The organism is Halolamina sp. (genome assembly GCF_036626355.1).
Lineage (GTDB): Archaea > Halobacteriota > Halobacteria > Halobacteriales > Haloferacaceae > Halolamina.
Window position 1 is genome coordinate 1 of sequence record NZ_JAZKRY010000023.1, and the last position, 11,775, is coordinate 11,775.

Genomic DNA, 11,775 nt, shown 5'->3' on the forward strand with positions numbered 1-11,775 from the left:
CCCGTTCTTCGTCCCAGTAGAAGCGCTGGCGGTTCTGGACCCACTCGAAGTACGACACCGTGACACCGCCGGCGTTGGCGAGGATGTCCGGGAAGACGTGGACGTCCTTGTCGGTGAGTACGTCGTCGGCGTCGGGCGTGAGCGGGCCGTTGGCAGCCTCGACGATGACGTCCGCGCTGACGTCCGCTGCGAGGTCGGCGTCGATGGCGTTCTCCAGTGCGGCCGGCACCAGCAGGTCGACGTCGAGCGTGAGCAGGTCGTCGTTGGTCATCTCCTCGGCCGTCCCATAGCCGGTCACCGAGCCGGTCTCGCGCTTGAACTCCTTGACATCGACTGGGTCGAACCCGTCGGGGTTGTGGATGGCGCCCGAGGAGTCCGAGACCGCAACGATGGTCGCGCCCAGCTCATCGATGAGCCTGGTAGCGACCCAGCCGGCGTTCCCGTAGCCCTGGACGGCGACTGAAGCGCCCTCGATCTCTTTCCCGAGATAGTCGAACGCCTCGCGGGCAGTGAACATCGTCGAGCGACCGGTCGCCTCCACGCGGCCCGCGCTCCCACCGGCTGCAGGGGATTTCCCCGTGACGACACCGGGTGCCGTCGTGTTCTCCAGCGTCTCGTAGGTGTCCTTGATCCAGTTCATCTCCCGCTGGCCGGTGTTGACGTCCGGCGCTGGAACGTCCGTGTCCTCGCCGATGAGGGGACGGAGCTCCTCGGCGAACGACCGGGTGATGTTCTCGAGTTCGTTGACGGAGTACTCCGACGGGTCGATAACGATGCCGCCCTTCCCGCCACCGTACGGGATGTCGACGACGGCACACTTGTAGACCATCCAGCCCGAAAGCGCCTTCACCTCGTCCCGCGTGACGCCCGGGTGGTACCGGATGCCCCCTTTGTACGGTCCCCGGTCGCCGTTGAACTGCGAGCGGAACGCGTTGAACCGCTCGATAGAGCCGTCGTCCATGTCGACCGAGAGGTTGGTCTCCAGCACGCGCTCGGGGTATTTGAGCCGATGAATGACGTCGTCGCTTACGTCGAGGTATGCCGCCGCGTCGTCGATCTGCTCTTGCAGACTCTCGAACGGGTTGGCCTCGTCTGTCATATCCGCGTCAGCGTTCTGCTGTTTCCTGAATAAGCCTGCCGAAACGGGCCCGGCTGGCCGTCGGACTACTCCTCGGCCGCGGCAACCAGGTCGAGGAGCCGCTCAGCCTGTGCGACCAGCGGCGGGTCGATCATCTCTCCATCGACGCTGAACACGCCTCGGCCCTCCGCAGCGGCCTCCTCGCGGGCGCCGATAACTTTCTCGGCCCACTCGACCTGTTCGGGGTCGGGCGTGAACGCCTCGTTGATGACGCTCACCTGGGACGGATGAATCGCCATCTTCCCGTCGTAGCCAAGTTCGCGAGCGAACGCTGTCTCCCGTTTCAGCCCCGTCTCATCGCCGTAGTCAGTGTGTACCGTGTCGATGGCGTCGACACCGGCGGCGCTGGCTGCGAGAACGACCTGCTGCCGGGCGTGGAGCACCTCGGTCCCCTCCTCAGTCCTGGTTGCACCGAGGTCGGCCGCCAGGTCCTCGGCGCCGAACACCAGCGCGTCGGTTGCCGGCTCGTCCGCGATGGCTTCGGCGTTCAACACACCGCGGGCGGATTCGACGAGCGACAGTATCGTGAGCTCCTTGTCGTGCTCCTCGAGCAGGTCTGCGACCCAGCTGACGTCATCGCCGTCCGTCACCTTCGGCACCATCACCCCATCGAGGCGGAGTGATTCCGGGGCATCAGCCACCACCGCATCCAGATCAGTCGCCACGGTTTTGGCCGTCAGTCGGACGGTCACCTCACACTCGGGATCGAACGACGGCGCCGAAAGGAGTTCGTGGACTGCCTCACGCGCCGTGTCCTTCTCGCCGGGTGCGACGGCGTCTTCCAGATCGAAACAGATTACGTCGGCGCCACTCTGGGGCGCCTTCCGCATCAGTTCCGGACGGTCACCGGGGGAGAACAGGAGGCTCCTGCGTGCCATACCGACGACCAACGGTCGGGAGGCGTTAAGTCGATGGGGTCGACGGTAGCCTGAAAACGGATGCAACCACCGCAGGGTCAGCGACGGCGTCGACGGCGAGGAGCAGTTCGAGTACCGTGACCAGCGGGTCCGCTCATGGTTGTTCTGCGGGAACGCCGACGGTCCAGCTCACACTCGCTCGCACATGGACAGCAACAGCCGAACCACCGGCCGTCGGTGAACCGACCGGGGGGAAAGTCGCCACCGTTTTGCGCAATCCCCCGGAGGATGAACTATGACGGGACGCTACTACGAGGAGTTCACAGTGGGTGAAACTATCGAGCACGGAAAGCGCCGCACGGTCTCCGAGGCGGACAATCAGACGTTCTGTGATATGACGATGAACCAGCAGCCGCTGCATCTCGACAGCGAGTTCGCCGCCGATACGCAGTTCGGCGAGCGCCTGGTCAACGGCCTCTACACCATGGCACTGGCCGTGGGGCTCTCCATCCCCGACACCACCGACGGCACCATCGTCGCCAACCTCTCCTACGACAACGTGGAGCATCCGAATCCGGTGTTCCACGGGGATACGCTGTACGCCCGCTCGACGGTGACCGACAAACGCGAGACCAGCGACGGCGAGCGTGGGATCGTCGAGATGCACGTCGAGGCACTGAAACTGGAGGACGAGGGTGAAGAGACGCTCGTGTGTGAGTTCGACCGCACCGCACTCAGCCTGAAACGCGAACACGTGGAGTGAGCGGGCGATGGACCCGGTAACGGCGTGGCTCCGAACGTTGCTCGCTCCCCTCGTCGAGGGACTGTCCACGTGTTTGCTCGCACGCATCGGCCTCGGGACCATGCTGGTGCTCGCGGGAATACACAAGCTTCTCGACCCCGCCGGCTGGACCATCTACGTCACTGACTGGCTCGCGCCGTGGCTCCTCGTTTCGCCGACGCTGTTCATGCTGCTGAACGGCTGGCTCGAACTCCTCTTCGGCGGCCTCCTGCTCGGCAACCGGCTCGTCGCGCCGGCAGCTGCCGTCGCCGCCGTTTCGCTGCCAGCGACGATCGCGTATCTCGCGGTGGTCGCCGTGACCGACGGGCTGTTCGTCGATATCCTGGTTCGGGATGTGGGTCTGGCTGTGCTCGCGTGGGTGGTCCTGCTAGATGCACTCGAAGCGGCCCCTACAGAACCGAAAGAATGAGGACGGCGTTGACGCCGACGGTGGCCCACGAAGGAAGCGCCACCGCCAGGGGAATCAGATACCGTCGGTGACTCTGTGACGGGTACAGCCGTGGGAGCAGGAGCCAGTTAGCGAGCGCCACCACCAGCACGCAGCCTTTGAGAACCAGCGCCGCACCGAGCAGGCCGATGGAGTCGATGAACACGAGCGCAATGGGGTTGCGCTCTCGAAGGCCGAGCGAGAGGCCAATCCGGGTGAGTGCGATGTCGAGAGCCATCGAAACGATGACAAGCGCCCACAGGGCCTGTCCTCGGATGGACACGCTGTCGACGCTCCGGTGGAGCGTGCCGCGGAACTCGCCGATGATTGGCCGCAGTGCCGACCCCTCCTGCGAGGCGTTCGGCTCATCAGCGGTGGACGACGGGGGCCGACTGCGATCGGTTCGAGGGTCGTAGGCCATCTCCCCAACATGGCTGTTGTGAGGACTTTCCCAAGAGTAAACGTAACGTAATAATCGGTAGGACTACACAAATACCGGTTCGCTGGCGACGAACACACCGGATTCCTCGAGTCCCTACAGCACGGTGCCGTGTTTCTTCTCGGGCAGTTCCTTCTGGACGTCCTCGTAGAACGCAAAGCGGTTGGCCAGTTCCTGCCGAAGCGTGGAGGGTGGCACGACGTCGTCGATGATGACTTCGCTGGCCATCCGGCGCACGTCGATATCCTGGCGGTACTCCTCGCGGAGCTCCTGTTCGCGGGCAGCGCGCTTCTCGGGGTCGTCGATCTCGTCGAGCTTTCGCGCGTACACTGCGTTGATCGCGGCTTCCGGCCCCATGATGCCGATTTCGCCCGATGGGAGCCCGATGACGCTCTCGGGATCGTAGGCGGGGCCGCCCATGGCGTAGATCCCCGCGCCGTAGGCTTTCCGGACGACAACGGTCTGTTTGGGCACGGTCGCCGAGGAGGTGGCGTAGATCATCTTCTTTCCTTTCTCCAGGATCGCCTCCTTCTCGACGCCCGAGCCGGCCATGAACCCCGGCGTGTCACAGAGATACAGGAGGGGAATCTCGTAGGCATCGCAGGTCCAGATGAACTCCGCGGCTTTCTCCGCGGCATCCGGGAAGATAGCGCCCGACCGGTGACTGGGCTGGTTGGCGACGATACCCACCGGCCGGCCGTCGATGTGGGCGAACGCGGTGACTATCTCCTTCCCGTACTCCGGTTTGAGCTCGAACACGGACTCGGCGTCGCAGATGCGTTCGAGCAGGTCGTGGACGTCGTACGCGCGATTCGGTTCAGCTGGAATCAGTTCGTCGATTCCCTCAGGTGAGTAGGTTGGATTTTTCGGCTCCGACCGGGGCGGTTTCTCGCCGGCCTTGTTCGGGAGATACGTCGTGAGCTGTGCCGCCATCCGGCGGGCGTCCTGCTCGTCCTCGGCGACGAGGTCGGCGCTGCCGGAGTGCTCGGCGTGGACAGCGGGGCCGCCCAGATCCTGCATCTCGATTTCCTCCCCGGTGACCATCTTCACCATCCGCGGCGAGGCGATGGCCATTGCCGACATCCCCTCGACCATGATGGTGAAATCCGCGAACACCGGCGTGTAGGCGGCGCCGGCGATACAGGGGCCGTAGAGCACGCAGATCTGCGGGACGTAGCCCGAAAGCATCGAGTGGTTGTAGTAGTACTTCCCGATCCCTTCGCGGTTGGCGAAGAAGCCGCTCTGCTGGTCGATACGGCCGCCGGAGGAGTCCATCAGGTAGAGCACCGGCTGGCCGGATTTGAGCGCGCGCTGCTGCATCCGGAGAAACTTCTCGACGCCGCGGGCCGCCATCGACCCCGCCTTGACCGTGAAGTCGTTGGCCATCCAGTGAACGTCCCGCCCTTCGAACTCGGCAGCGCCGGTCAGCAGCCCGTCACCCGGGAGCCGGGTCCCCTCGTCGTACGCCTCGACTTCGGGTGAGTCGGGGTGCCACTCGTCGAAGGCGGCGAACTTGCCGTCCTCGAACCTGACCCCGTCGGCGGCACCTTCGCGGTCGGCGTCGCCGGGGCCACCGTCGCCACCCTCGCCGAACCAGAGGTCGAGCCGGTCGCGAACGAACAGTTTCCCCTGCTCGGACAGGCGCTCTTTGTACTTCTCGGGGCCGCCGCCGAGGATCTCTTCGATCTCGGCGTGCAGCTGTGCCTCGCGCTCGGTCGGCCCGAGCTCGTCGTCGAGGGGGTACGCCACCTCCGGCGGCTCGGCGGTCGCCGCCGGCTCTTCGGCGTCGCCGACGTGGACCTCGATATCGGCCGCGAGATGCTCCGCCAGCGCGGCCGCGACCGCCGACGCCTCCTCCTCGGTCGCACCCTCGCCGATTCGAACTTTCATGCACCCTGGTGGGGGTGAATCCCGGAAAGCGTTTTTCATTGCCCTGCCGGCGCGGGCCCGTCCGCGCGAGCGCGAGCCGTGACGACGGTCAGTACTCCGCCTTCTCGGGGCGTCGTTCGCTCGTGGTTCGCAGTTCTGTTCTCCGCTCCTCGTCATCGAGCAGAACGACCGCCTGGGAGACATCGTCCAGGGCGGCCTGTACCCCAGCCTGACGGACGCTCGGGGAGGCGTTGAGCACCTCCGTCCGAAACAGTGCATAGCCGGACAGGAGCCCCGTCACGCTGAGCGCGGCGGGGGTGAAGTTCATCCCCGCGACGGGGGAGCTATGGGTCACCCAGGCGATGCTGATCGCCGTCGGCACGGCGGCGCCGATGACGAGTGCTGTCACCTGGTCGTCGTCCCGCCGCGGGTGGACCAGCGACACCCCGAGGGCTCTGTCGCGGTGAGCAGCACCACTGGGAGATGGGGGAGCGCGATGAGAAACACCGTGAACGGGCGCACGAGGTCCGAGCGGCCGACGTAGGCGAACGCGAACGCGAACACCCCGAGGAGAAGGAGCCCACTAATCGCCGGAATGACGGTTCGCGGGTCAACCCCGGACACACCCCGTGAATTCGGGGAGGAACGAATAAACCTCTCGGAACGAGGGGTAGAACAGCCGACCGCTACTCCTCGCCGTACTCGTAGAAGCCGCGGCCCGTCTTCTTGCCGAGGTCCCCGGCCTCGACCTTGCGCTTGAGTAGGTACGCGGGGGTGTAGCGGTCACCGAGCTCCTCGCGCAGCGTCGCAGTCGCGTGGAGACAGATGTCCAGCCCGATGTGGTCGGCGAGCTCGAGCGGCCCCATCGGGACGTTCGTCCCCAGCGTCATCCCTCGATCGATATCCTCCTTCGTCGCGACCCCCTCGTCGAACGCCCGGATTCCCTCGTTGATCCACGGCATCAGGATGCGGTTGGTGACGAAGCCGGGCTTGTCGTCGGCCTCCCACGTCTCCTTGCCCAGGTTCTCGGCGAACTCGTGAGCGAGGTCGGTCACCTCGGGCGCCGTCCGCTCGCCGGTCACGACCTCTACCCCGGTCATGATCGGGACGGGGTTCATGAAGTGGAGCCCCACGACCGCAGACGGGCGCTCGGTGACGCTCGCGATGGTCGTAATCGAGAGCGTGGAGGTGTTGGTCGCGAGGACGACCCCGTCCTCGGTGGCCTCGTCGAGGTCCGCGAAGATGGCCTGTTTGAGCTCCATCTCCTCCGGCGCGGCCTCGACGACGAGATCCGCAACGCCGAGGTCATCGAGTTCAGTTGTCCCAGTGATGCGGTCCTGGGCAGCTTCGGCCTCCTCGACGGTTAGCTGCTCCCGGTCGACGAGCCGCGAGAGCGAATCGTCGATAGCGTCGAAGCCGTTCTCGACGAACTCCGATTCGACGTCCCGCATCACGACGTCGTAGCCGGCCACGGCCGAAACCTGTGCGATACCGGCGCCCATCGTGCCCGCACCAACCACACCGACCGTCTCGATATCCGTCAACTCGTACATAGACCGAACTCCCAGCGGCGGGAAGGTAAGGGTAGCGACAACCACCCGACGGAGCCGGGCCTGTTTGGACTAATCCGCCGAAACTCGGCCGCACGGGCGCTCTACCGGTTATCAAATTTCGATAATTCACGGAAACATTCAAGTGGACATAGTGGCTGTTTCAGGTAGAGCCGTGACCCGCCTACTGGAGCATCTTACCGCCGGGCCGGGGGAGCGCGACCGCACCGAGGTCGACGAGGCGACCGACCTGAAGTTCGTGGGCCCCGTCACCGCCGGTGCGATCGAGGAGGCGGGGTTCGCCGTGCAGGACCTCGTCGACAAGAACGTCTCCTACCGGATGCTGCTTTCGGCCGGCGTCAACGCTGGCGTCGCTGCCAAGATCCGACGGTACCACTCACTTTCCTGGTCGTTCGACGCTGACGGTGACCTGAGCCGTCGCTCCGAACAGGTCCGTGGACTGCAGGACGAGGAGCGGGCGTGGGTCGCAGACAGCGGTATCGGCGACGCCGACGTGGAGGACGACCCTGCTGCCGAGCCAACAACGGAGACGGACGGGGAGGCTGCGTGGATCGCAAACAGCGAGTCGGCGCAGGCGGACGAGGAGGCGAGCAATGACGGGGACTGGCCGGCCACGGACACCGACGGAGAGCACGCAACAACCACAGAGGAGGACGATGAAGCCGCGTGGCTGGCTGACAGTGAGTCGGCAGCGACGACCGCAGACGGGTCGGGTGACCCGATCGCGGCGGAAGCCGCGTGGCGCGAACGCTCGAAACCGACGCCGCTAACCGAAATTTCGGGACTCGGTGATCGCAACAGCAAGCGACTCGCCGAGGCCGGCGTGACGTCGGTCCGCTCGCTCGCGACGGCGAGTCCCGAACTGCTTTCGGACGTGACCGGGATCGCCGAGGAGACCGTCCAGGAGTGGCACGACGAGGCGAGCACGCGCGCCGAATGATCAAATTCGGCACAGTTCACCACGCAAGCAGCCCGGCTGTTGACACGTCCCGAGTGCCTGCATGGCCGTCGGGGTTGGGTAGTTTTTAGTGCTGACTCCCCCGACAGTCGCGTATGATCCCCGGCGCAGCAGACCCGATTTCGCGGGACGGGAAGTTCCTGATACTGGCGTACGACCATGGCCTCGAACACGGCCCGGTGGACTTCGAGGAGGTCCCCGAGTCGATGAACCCAGCACACGTGTTCGACGTGGCCACCCACGACGCCGTTACCGCCCTCGCGGTGGGCAAAGGCGTCGCAGAAGCCCACTACGCCGACTACGCCGACGAGGTGACCCTGCTCGCGAAGCTGAACGGCACTTCCAATCTCTGGATGGGCGAGCACGACTCGGCGGTGAACTGGACCGTCGACTACGCGAAGGAGCTGGGCGCCGACGCCATCGGCTTCACGCTCTACGGGGGCTCGAACCACGAAGTCGAGATGGCCGAGGAGTTCCGGACGGCACAGGAGGCCGCCCGGGAGAACGAGATGGGCGTCGTCATGTGGTCCTACCCGCGCGGACAGGGAGTCAAAAACGACACCAAACCCTCGACCATCTCCTATGCGGCCCGCCTCGGCCTCGAACTCGGCGCCGACGTGGCCAAGATCAAGCACCCCGGTGACAAGGACGCGATGGCCCACGCCTGCAAGGCGGCGGCCTCCACGGACGTCGTGATGTCCGGCGGCTCGAAAGCCTCCGATGAGGAGTTCCTCTCGACGGTGAAGGAGGCGATGGATGCGGGCGCGAAAGGGCTCGCCGTCGGCCGGAACGTCTTCCAGCGGAAGAACCCAGCGGCACTGCTCGACGGGCTGGAGAAGATCATCTTCGAGGAGCGCTCCGTCGAGGAGGCGCTTGCGGCCGTCGAGAGCCGCGGGACCCAGGCGACGCTCAACTGATGGCCGAGGACACCGTCGACGACGTGCTCGAAACGGTAGCCGCCGTCGCCCCGGACGTCCGGAGCGGGCTGCCTGGCCGCCGCCTCACGGAAGCTGGCGAGGAGAACCCCTCCGGCGAGACGGTGATGGCCGCCGACCTGTACGCAGACGAGTTGTTCTTCGAGGCGCTCGCCGCTATCGACGGTGTCGGCGAGTACGCGAGCGAGGAACGCGAAGCGGCGGCCAACTGCGGCGGCGCCGTGGGGCCAGCCGAGGACGATGCGCTCGCTGTCGCCATCGATCCGCTCGACGGTTCGTCCAACCTGAAGTCCAACAACGCGATGGGTACCGTCGTCGGCATCTCCGACGAGTCCCTGCCCGCGTCGGGGCAGCGGCTCGTCGCCGCCGCGTACGTGCTCTACGGGCCGATTACGACCATGACCGTCGCCCGCAACGATACCGTGGCGACGTATCTGGTCGACGGCGGCGCGATGGAACCCGTCGAGGAGGACGTATCGCTTCCCGACGACCCGGTGGTGTACGGCTTCGGCGGGCGCGTACCGGAGTGGCTCGACGCGTTCGCCGACTACGCCGCAGAGGTGGCGCGAGAGCTCAAACTTCGCTACGGCGGGGCGATGATCGCCGACGTGAACCAGGTACTGACCTACGGCGGCGTGTTCGCCTACCCGGCGCTCGATTCGGCGCCGAACGGAAAGCTCCGCCTGCAGTTCGAGGGTGCACCGATCGCGAAGATTATCGAGACGGCCGGCGGCGCCTCCTCGGACGGCCAGCGCTCGCTACTGGACGTGACGCCGACGGAGCTCCACCAGCGGGTGCCGGTCCACGTGGGCAACGAGTCGTACATCGCGCGGCTGGAAGCGGCACTGGCTGAATAACGAGTTAGCCGGCGAGGGCCGTGTCGAACACCGTCTCCAGCAGCGGCTGGCGGGCCTGGGCGTCCTCTCGCTGTGTTCGAAGAACAAGTTGGTGCGGCGGTCGAGGAGCCGCGAGCGCACCCAGTCGGTCCCCACCGGGAGCTTTCGCCGGAGCAGGAGCTGTGAGGCCTACTTTCCCAGGTCCCATCGCGAGGCAAGATTCGTGAACCGGCGGCGCGCCGCGGGAAAGTACTGATCAACGCGGTGGCGCGTCCGAGACGACAGCTTCTTACAGCGATTGGTTCGTAAGCAGGGATGCGCGCGGGTTGCCGAGCCAGGCCAAAGGCGTAGCGCTTAGGACGCTATCCCGTAGGGGTCCGCCGGTTCGAATCCGGTCCCGCGCATACCGTCTCGAACGACCGTGAGAGACGTGTCTGCGCGTCGTGAGGATTTCTCGCTCCGGTTCGAATCCGGTCTCGCACATGTTCAGTGAAACGCCTCCATTCCACAGAGCAATCCCCCGAACTCATAGTGATTACTGCGAATAGGTGCATCGACGGTGTCGAAAGACGCCGGTTCTAGGGCTCCCATCACCGACACGGATGGTCACGGCGGGACAGACTCGCAGTAATCAGTATCAATCCCACGAATTTCTGTCCCAAACCCAGCCGAAACCAACCACTGCCGCCGAGCCCCGAACCACCAGAGAATCGTCAGCGCCGCCCTGCGGTCAGATCCGGTCACGCAAACTGGTCCGGAAACTCTTCCGTTCGACGAAATCAGACAACTGCATCTGGTCCGACGACAGTCCTCCGTCCTCGTCGGCGCCCAGTAGCTGCGGCAGCGCCGTCTCCGCGAACGTGAGCCCGATAACCAGCACGATCGGGGCGAAAAAGAGCCCGTAGAACCCGAGCACGACCGGCCCCAACGTGTAGGCGAGCATCAACAGTCCCACGTGCGTGGTCTCGCCACTGAGTAGCGGCCGAAGCACCAGGTCCGGAACCGTGTCGACGATGATGACGGCGACGAAGAGGAAGCCGACGATGTAGACGAGCATCGACGGGTCGCCGCCGAGCATGATTGGGAGCGCCGCAACAACCGTTAGCGGGAGGTAGACGATCTTCATCCCGACCACCGGAACCAGGCTCGCGATGCCGGTGAGGGTGCCCGCAAGCGCGGGGTACGGCACCTCGGCGGCGGCCGGCACGAGCGCGTTGTAGCCGCTGAACGCCGCGATCGCGATGAGTGAGATGGCGATGACGTTCAGTAGGTTGCCGAAGAGCACGGATTCCAACTCGCTGTCGACGGCTTCGAGATACTCCCGGATGACGGCTTCGTCGTCGAAGCGGAGCAGCCAGTCCCGAATCCGGTGGCCGTCAATGAGGAGGTAGTAGGTGACGATGGTGACGATGAAGAGGTTGAGGACGAAGCCCGAGACGAGCGATGTCAGGAACGTCGCGTGCTCGCTGGCAAAGGCGATAAACGGTGAGAGGTCACCCGATTGGTAGGCCTCGTAGAGTCCCTGGACCGTGAATTCAGGGATCTGGTCGACGCCGCCCATCCACTCGAAGTTCGTCGCCGCCACGTCGAGTAGCGAGTACTGTGTGATGAACGCCCGTGCCTCGATGACGAGTAGCACTGCGGCGTAACTGATGAGCAGGACGAGAGGGATAGCTAACGAGGCAAGCACCGTCGCAGCCCGGACTCGCTTGGGCAGTCGGAGTCGCCGGAGCGATTTGAAGTACCGCCGCGTGGAGTAGTAGAGGAACACCGAGACGGTGAGCGGCGCGATAAACCGGTAGGCGAGAAAGCCGAGCACGGCTGCGACGCCGATGCCGAACAGCGCAATTACCAGCCGTTTCTCGTTCATAGCGCCTCCAACATCCCGGTTGTTTGTAAAGTGTACGGGACGTCGGCTGCGTTCAGCAGGCCAATTTCGGCCA

At 65.2% G+C, this 11,775-nt stretch carries 13 protein-coding genes and 1 tRNA gene; 6 read left to right on the forward strand and 8 right to left on the reverse strand.

Annotated features, from left to right (window positions below; all coding sequences use genetic code 11):
• Both V5A38_RS05405 and V5A38_RS05410 read right to left on the reverse strand, forming a co-directional pair.
• The coding region (locus tag V5A38_RS05405) for a Glu/Leu/Phe/Val dehydrogenase (protein WP_332324722.1) at positions 1-1,099 on the reverse strand (1,099 nt) is incomplete at its 3' end.
• A gap of 65 nt (positions 1,100-1,164) precedes the next feature.
• On the reverse strand, positions 1,165-2,016 hold the full coding sequence (locus tag V5A38_RS05410; protein WP_332324723.1) for a CoA ester lyase: 852 nt from the start codon (positions 2,014-2,016) through the stop codon (positions 1,165-1,167).
• Positions 2,017-2,290: 274 nt separating this feature from the next.
• Here V5A38_RS05410 and V5A38_RS05415 point away from each other — a divergent pair, with 274 nt between their 5' ends.
• Both V5A38_RS05415 and V5A38_RS05420 read left to right on the forward strand, forming a co-directional pair.
• A complete protein-coding gene (locus V5A38_RS05415; protein ID WP_332324724.1) occupies positions 2,291-2,758 on the forward strand; it encodes a MaoC family dehydratase in 468 nt (155 codons plus the stop codon).
• A 7-nt stretch (positions 2,759-2,765) separates the two neighbouring features.
• On the forward strand, positions 2,766-3,206 hold the full coding sequence (locus V5A38_RS05420) for a DoxX family membrane protein (RefSeq protein ID WP_332324725.1): 441 nt from the start codon (positions 2,766-2,768) through the stop codon (positions 3,204-3,206).
• On the opposite strand, the gene V5A38_RS05425 is transcribed toward V5A38_RS05420, so the two are convergent.
• From V5A38_RS05425 to V5A38_RS05445, 5 genes are all read right to left on the reverse strand, one after another.
• The gene (locus tag V5A38_RS05425; RefSeq protein WP_332324726.1) at positions 3,187-3,645 is read right to left on the reverse strand and encodes a hypothetical protein; all 459 of its coding nucleotides are present in this window, start codon (positions 3,643-3,645) and stop codon (positions 3,187-3,189) included. The two genes, V5A38_RS05420 and V5A38_RS05425, sit on opposite strands and share 20 nt — an antisense overlap.
• 114 nt (positions 3,646-3,759) lie before the next feature.
• The gene (locus V5A38_RS05430) at positions 3,760-5,553 is read right to left on the reverse strand and encodes an acyl-CoA carboxylase subunit beta (RefSeq protein WP_332324727.1); all 1,794 of its coding nucleotides are present in this window, start codon (positions 5,551-5,553) and stop codon (positions 3,760-3,762) included.
• An 88-nt stretch (positions 5,554-5,641) separates the two neighbouring features.
• A complete protein-coding gene (locus tag V5A38_RS05435) occupies positions 5,642-5,941 on the reverse strand; it encodes a histidine kinase N-terminal 7TM domain-containing protein (RefSeq protein ID WP_332324728.1) in 300 nt (99 codons plus the stop codon).
• On the reverse strand, positions 5,938-6,156 hold the full coding sequence (locus V5A38_RS05440) for a hypothetical protein (protein ID WP_332324729.1): 219 nt from the start codon (positions 6,154-6,156) through the stop codon (positions 5,938-5,940). Before V5A38_RS05440 ends, V5A38_RS05435 begins: the two co-directional genes overlap by 4 nt.
• 62 nt (positions 6,157-6,218) lie before the next feature.
• A complete protein-coding gene (locus V5A38_RS05445) occupies positions 6,219-7,085 on the reverse strand; it encodes a 3-hydroxyacyl-CoA dehydrogenase NAD-binding domain-containing protein (protein ID WP_332324730.1) in 867 nt (288 codons plus the stop codon).
• 172 nt (positions 7,086-7,257) lie between these two features.
• Between V5A38_RS05445 and V5A38_RS05450 the strand changes: the two genes are divergently transcribed.
• From V5A38_RS05450 to V5A38_RS05465, 4 genes are all read left to right on the forward strand, one after another.
• Positions 7,258-8,043, forward strand: coding sequence for a helix-hairpin-helix domain-containing protein (locus tag V5A38_RS05450; protein ID WP_332324731.1), 786 nt, complete (start codon positions 7,258-7,260; stop codon positions 8,041-8,043).
• 113 nt (positions 8,044-8,156) lie between these two features.
• Positions 8,157-8,978 (forward strand): aldolase, encoded by an 822-nt coding sequence (locus V5A38_RS05455; RefSeq protein WP_332324732.1) that lies wholly within the window; start codon positions 8,157-8,159, stop codon positions 8,976-8,978.
• Positions 8,978-9,853, forward strand: a complete 876-nt coding sequence (locus V5A38_RS05460) for a class 1 fructose-bisphosphatase (RefSeq protein WP_332324733.1) — start codon at positions 8,978-8,980, stop codon at positions 9,851-9,853. Before V5A38_RS05455 ends, V5A38_RS05460 begins: the two co-directional genes overlap by 1 nt.
• A gap of 298 nt (positions 9,854-10,151) precedes the next feature.
• Positions 10,152-10,236, forward strand: a tRNA-Leu gene (locus V5A38_RS05465).
• 326 nt (positions 10,237-10,562) lie between these two features.
• Here V5A38_RS05465 and V5A38_RS05470 read toward each other — a convergent pair.
• On the reverse strand, positions 10,563-11,702 hold the full coding sequence (locus V5A38_RS05470; protein WP_332324734.1) for an AI-2E family transporter: 1,140 nt from the start codon (positions 11,700-11,702) through the stop codon (positions 10,563-10,565).
• Positions 11,703-11,775: the final 73 nt, after the last annotated feature.

Coding starts and splice junctions, on each gene's coding strand:
- V5A38_RS05410 (WP_332324723.1), bottom strand. CDS start 2,016: ATGGCACGCAGGAGCCTCCTGTTCTCCCCCGGTGACCGTCCGGAACTG.
- V5A38_RS05415 (WP_332324724.1), top strand. CDS start 2,291: ATGACGGGACGCTACTACGAGGAGTTCACAGTGGGTGAAACTATCGAG.
- V5A38_RS05420 (WP_332324725.1), top strand. CDS start 2,766: ATGGACCCGGTAACGGCGTGGCTCCGAACGTTGCTCGCTCCCCTCGTC.
- V5A38_RS05425 (WP_332324726.1), bottom strand. CDS start 3,645: ATGGCCTACGACCCTCGAACCGATCGCAGTCGGCCCCCGTCGTCCACC.
- V5A38_RS05430 (WP_332324727.1), bottom strand. CDS start 5,553: ATGAAAGTTCGAATCGGCGAGGGTGCGACCGAGGAGGAGGCGTCGGCG.
- V5A38_RS05445 (WP_332324730.1), bottom strand. CDS start 7,085: ATGTACGAGTTGACGGATATCGAGACGGTCGGTGTGGTTGGTGCGGGC.
- V5A38_RS05455 (WP_332324732.1), top strand. CDS start 8,157: ATGATCCCCGGCGCAGCAGACCCGATTTCGCGGGACGGGAAGTTCCTG.
- V5A38_RS05460 (WP_332324733.1), top strand. CDS start 8,978: ATGGCCGAGGACACCGTCGACGACGTGCTCGAAACGGTAGCCGCCGTC.
- V5A38_RS05470 (WP_332324734.1), bottom strand. CDS start 11,702: ATGAACGAGAAACGGCTGGTAATTGCGCTGTTCGGCATCGGCGTCGCA.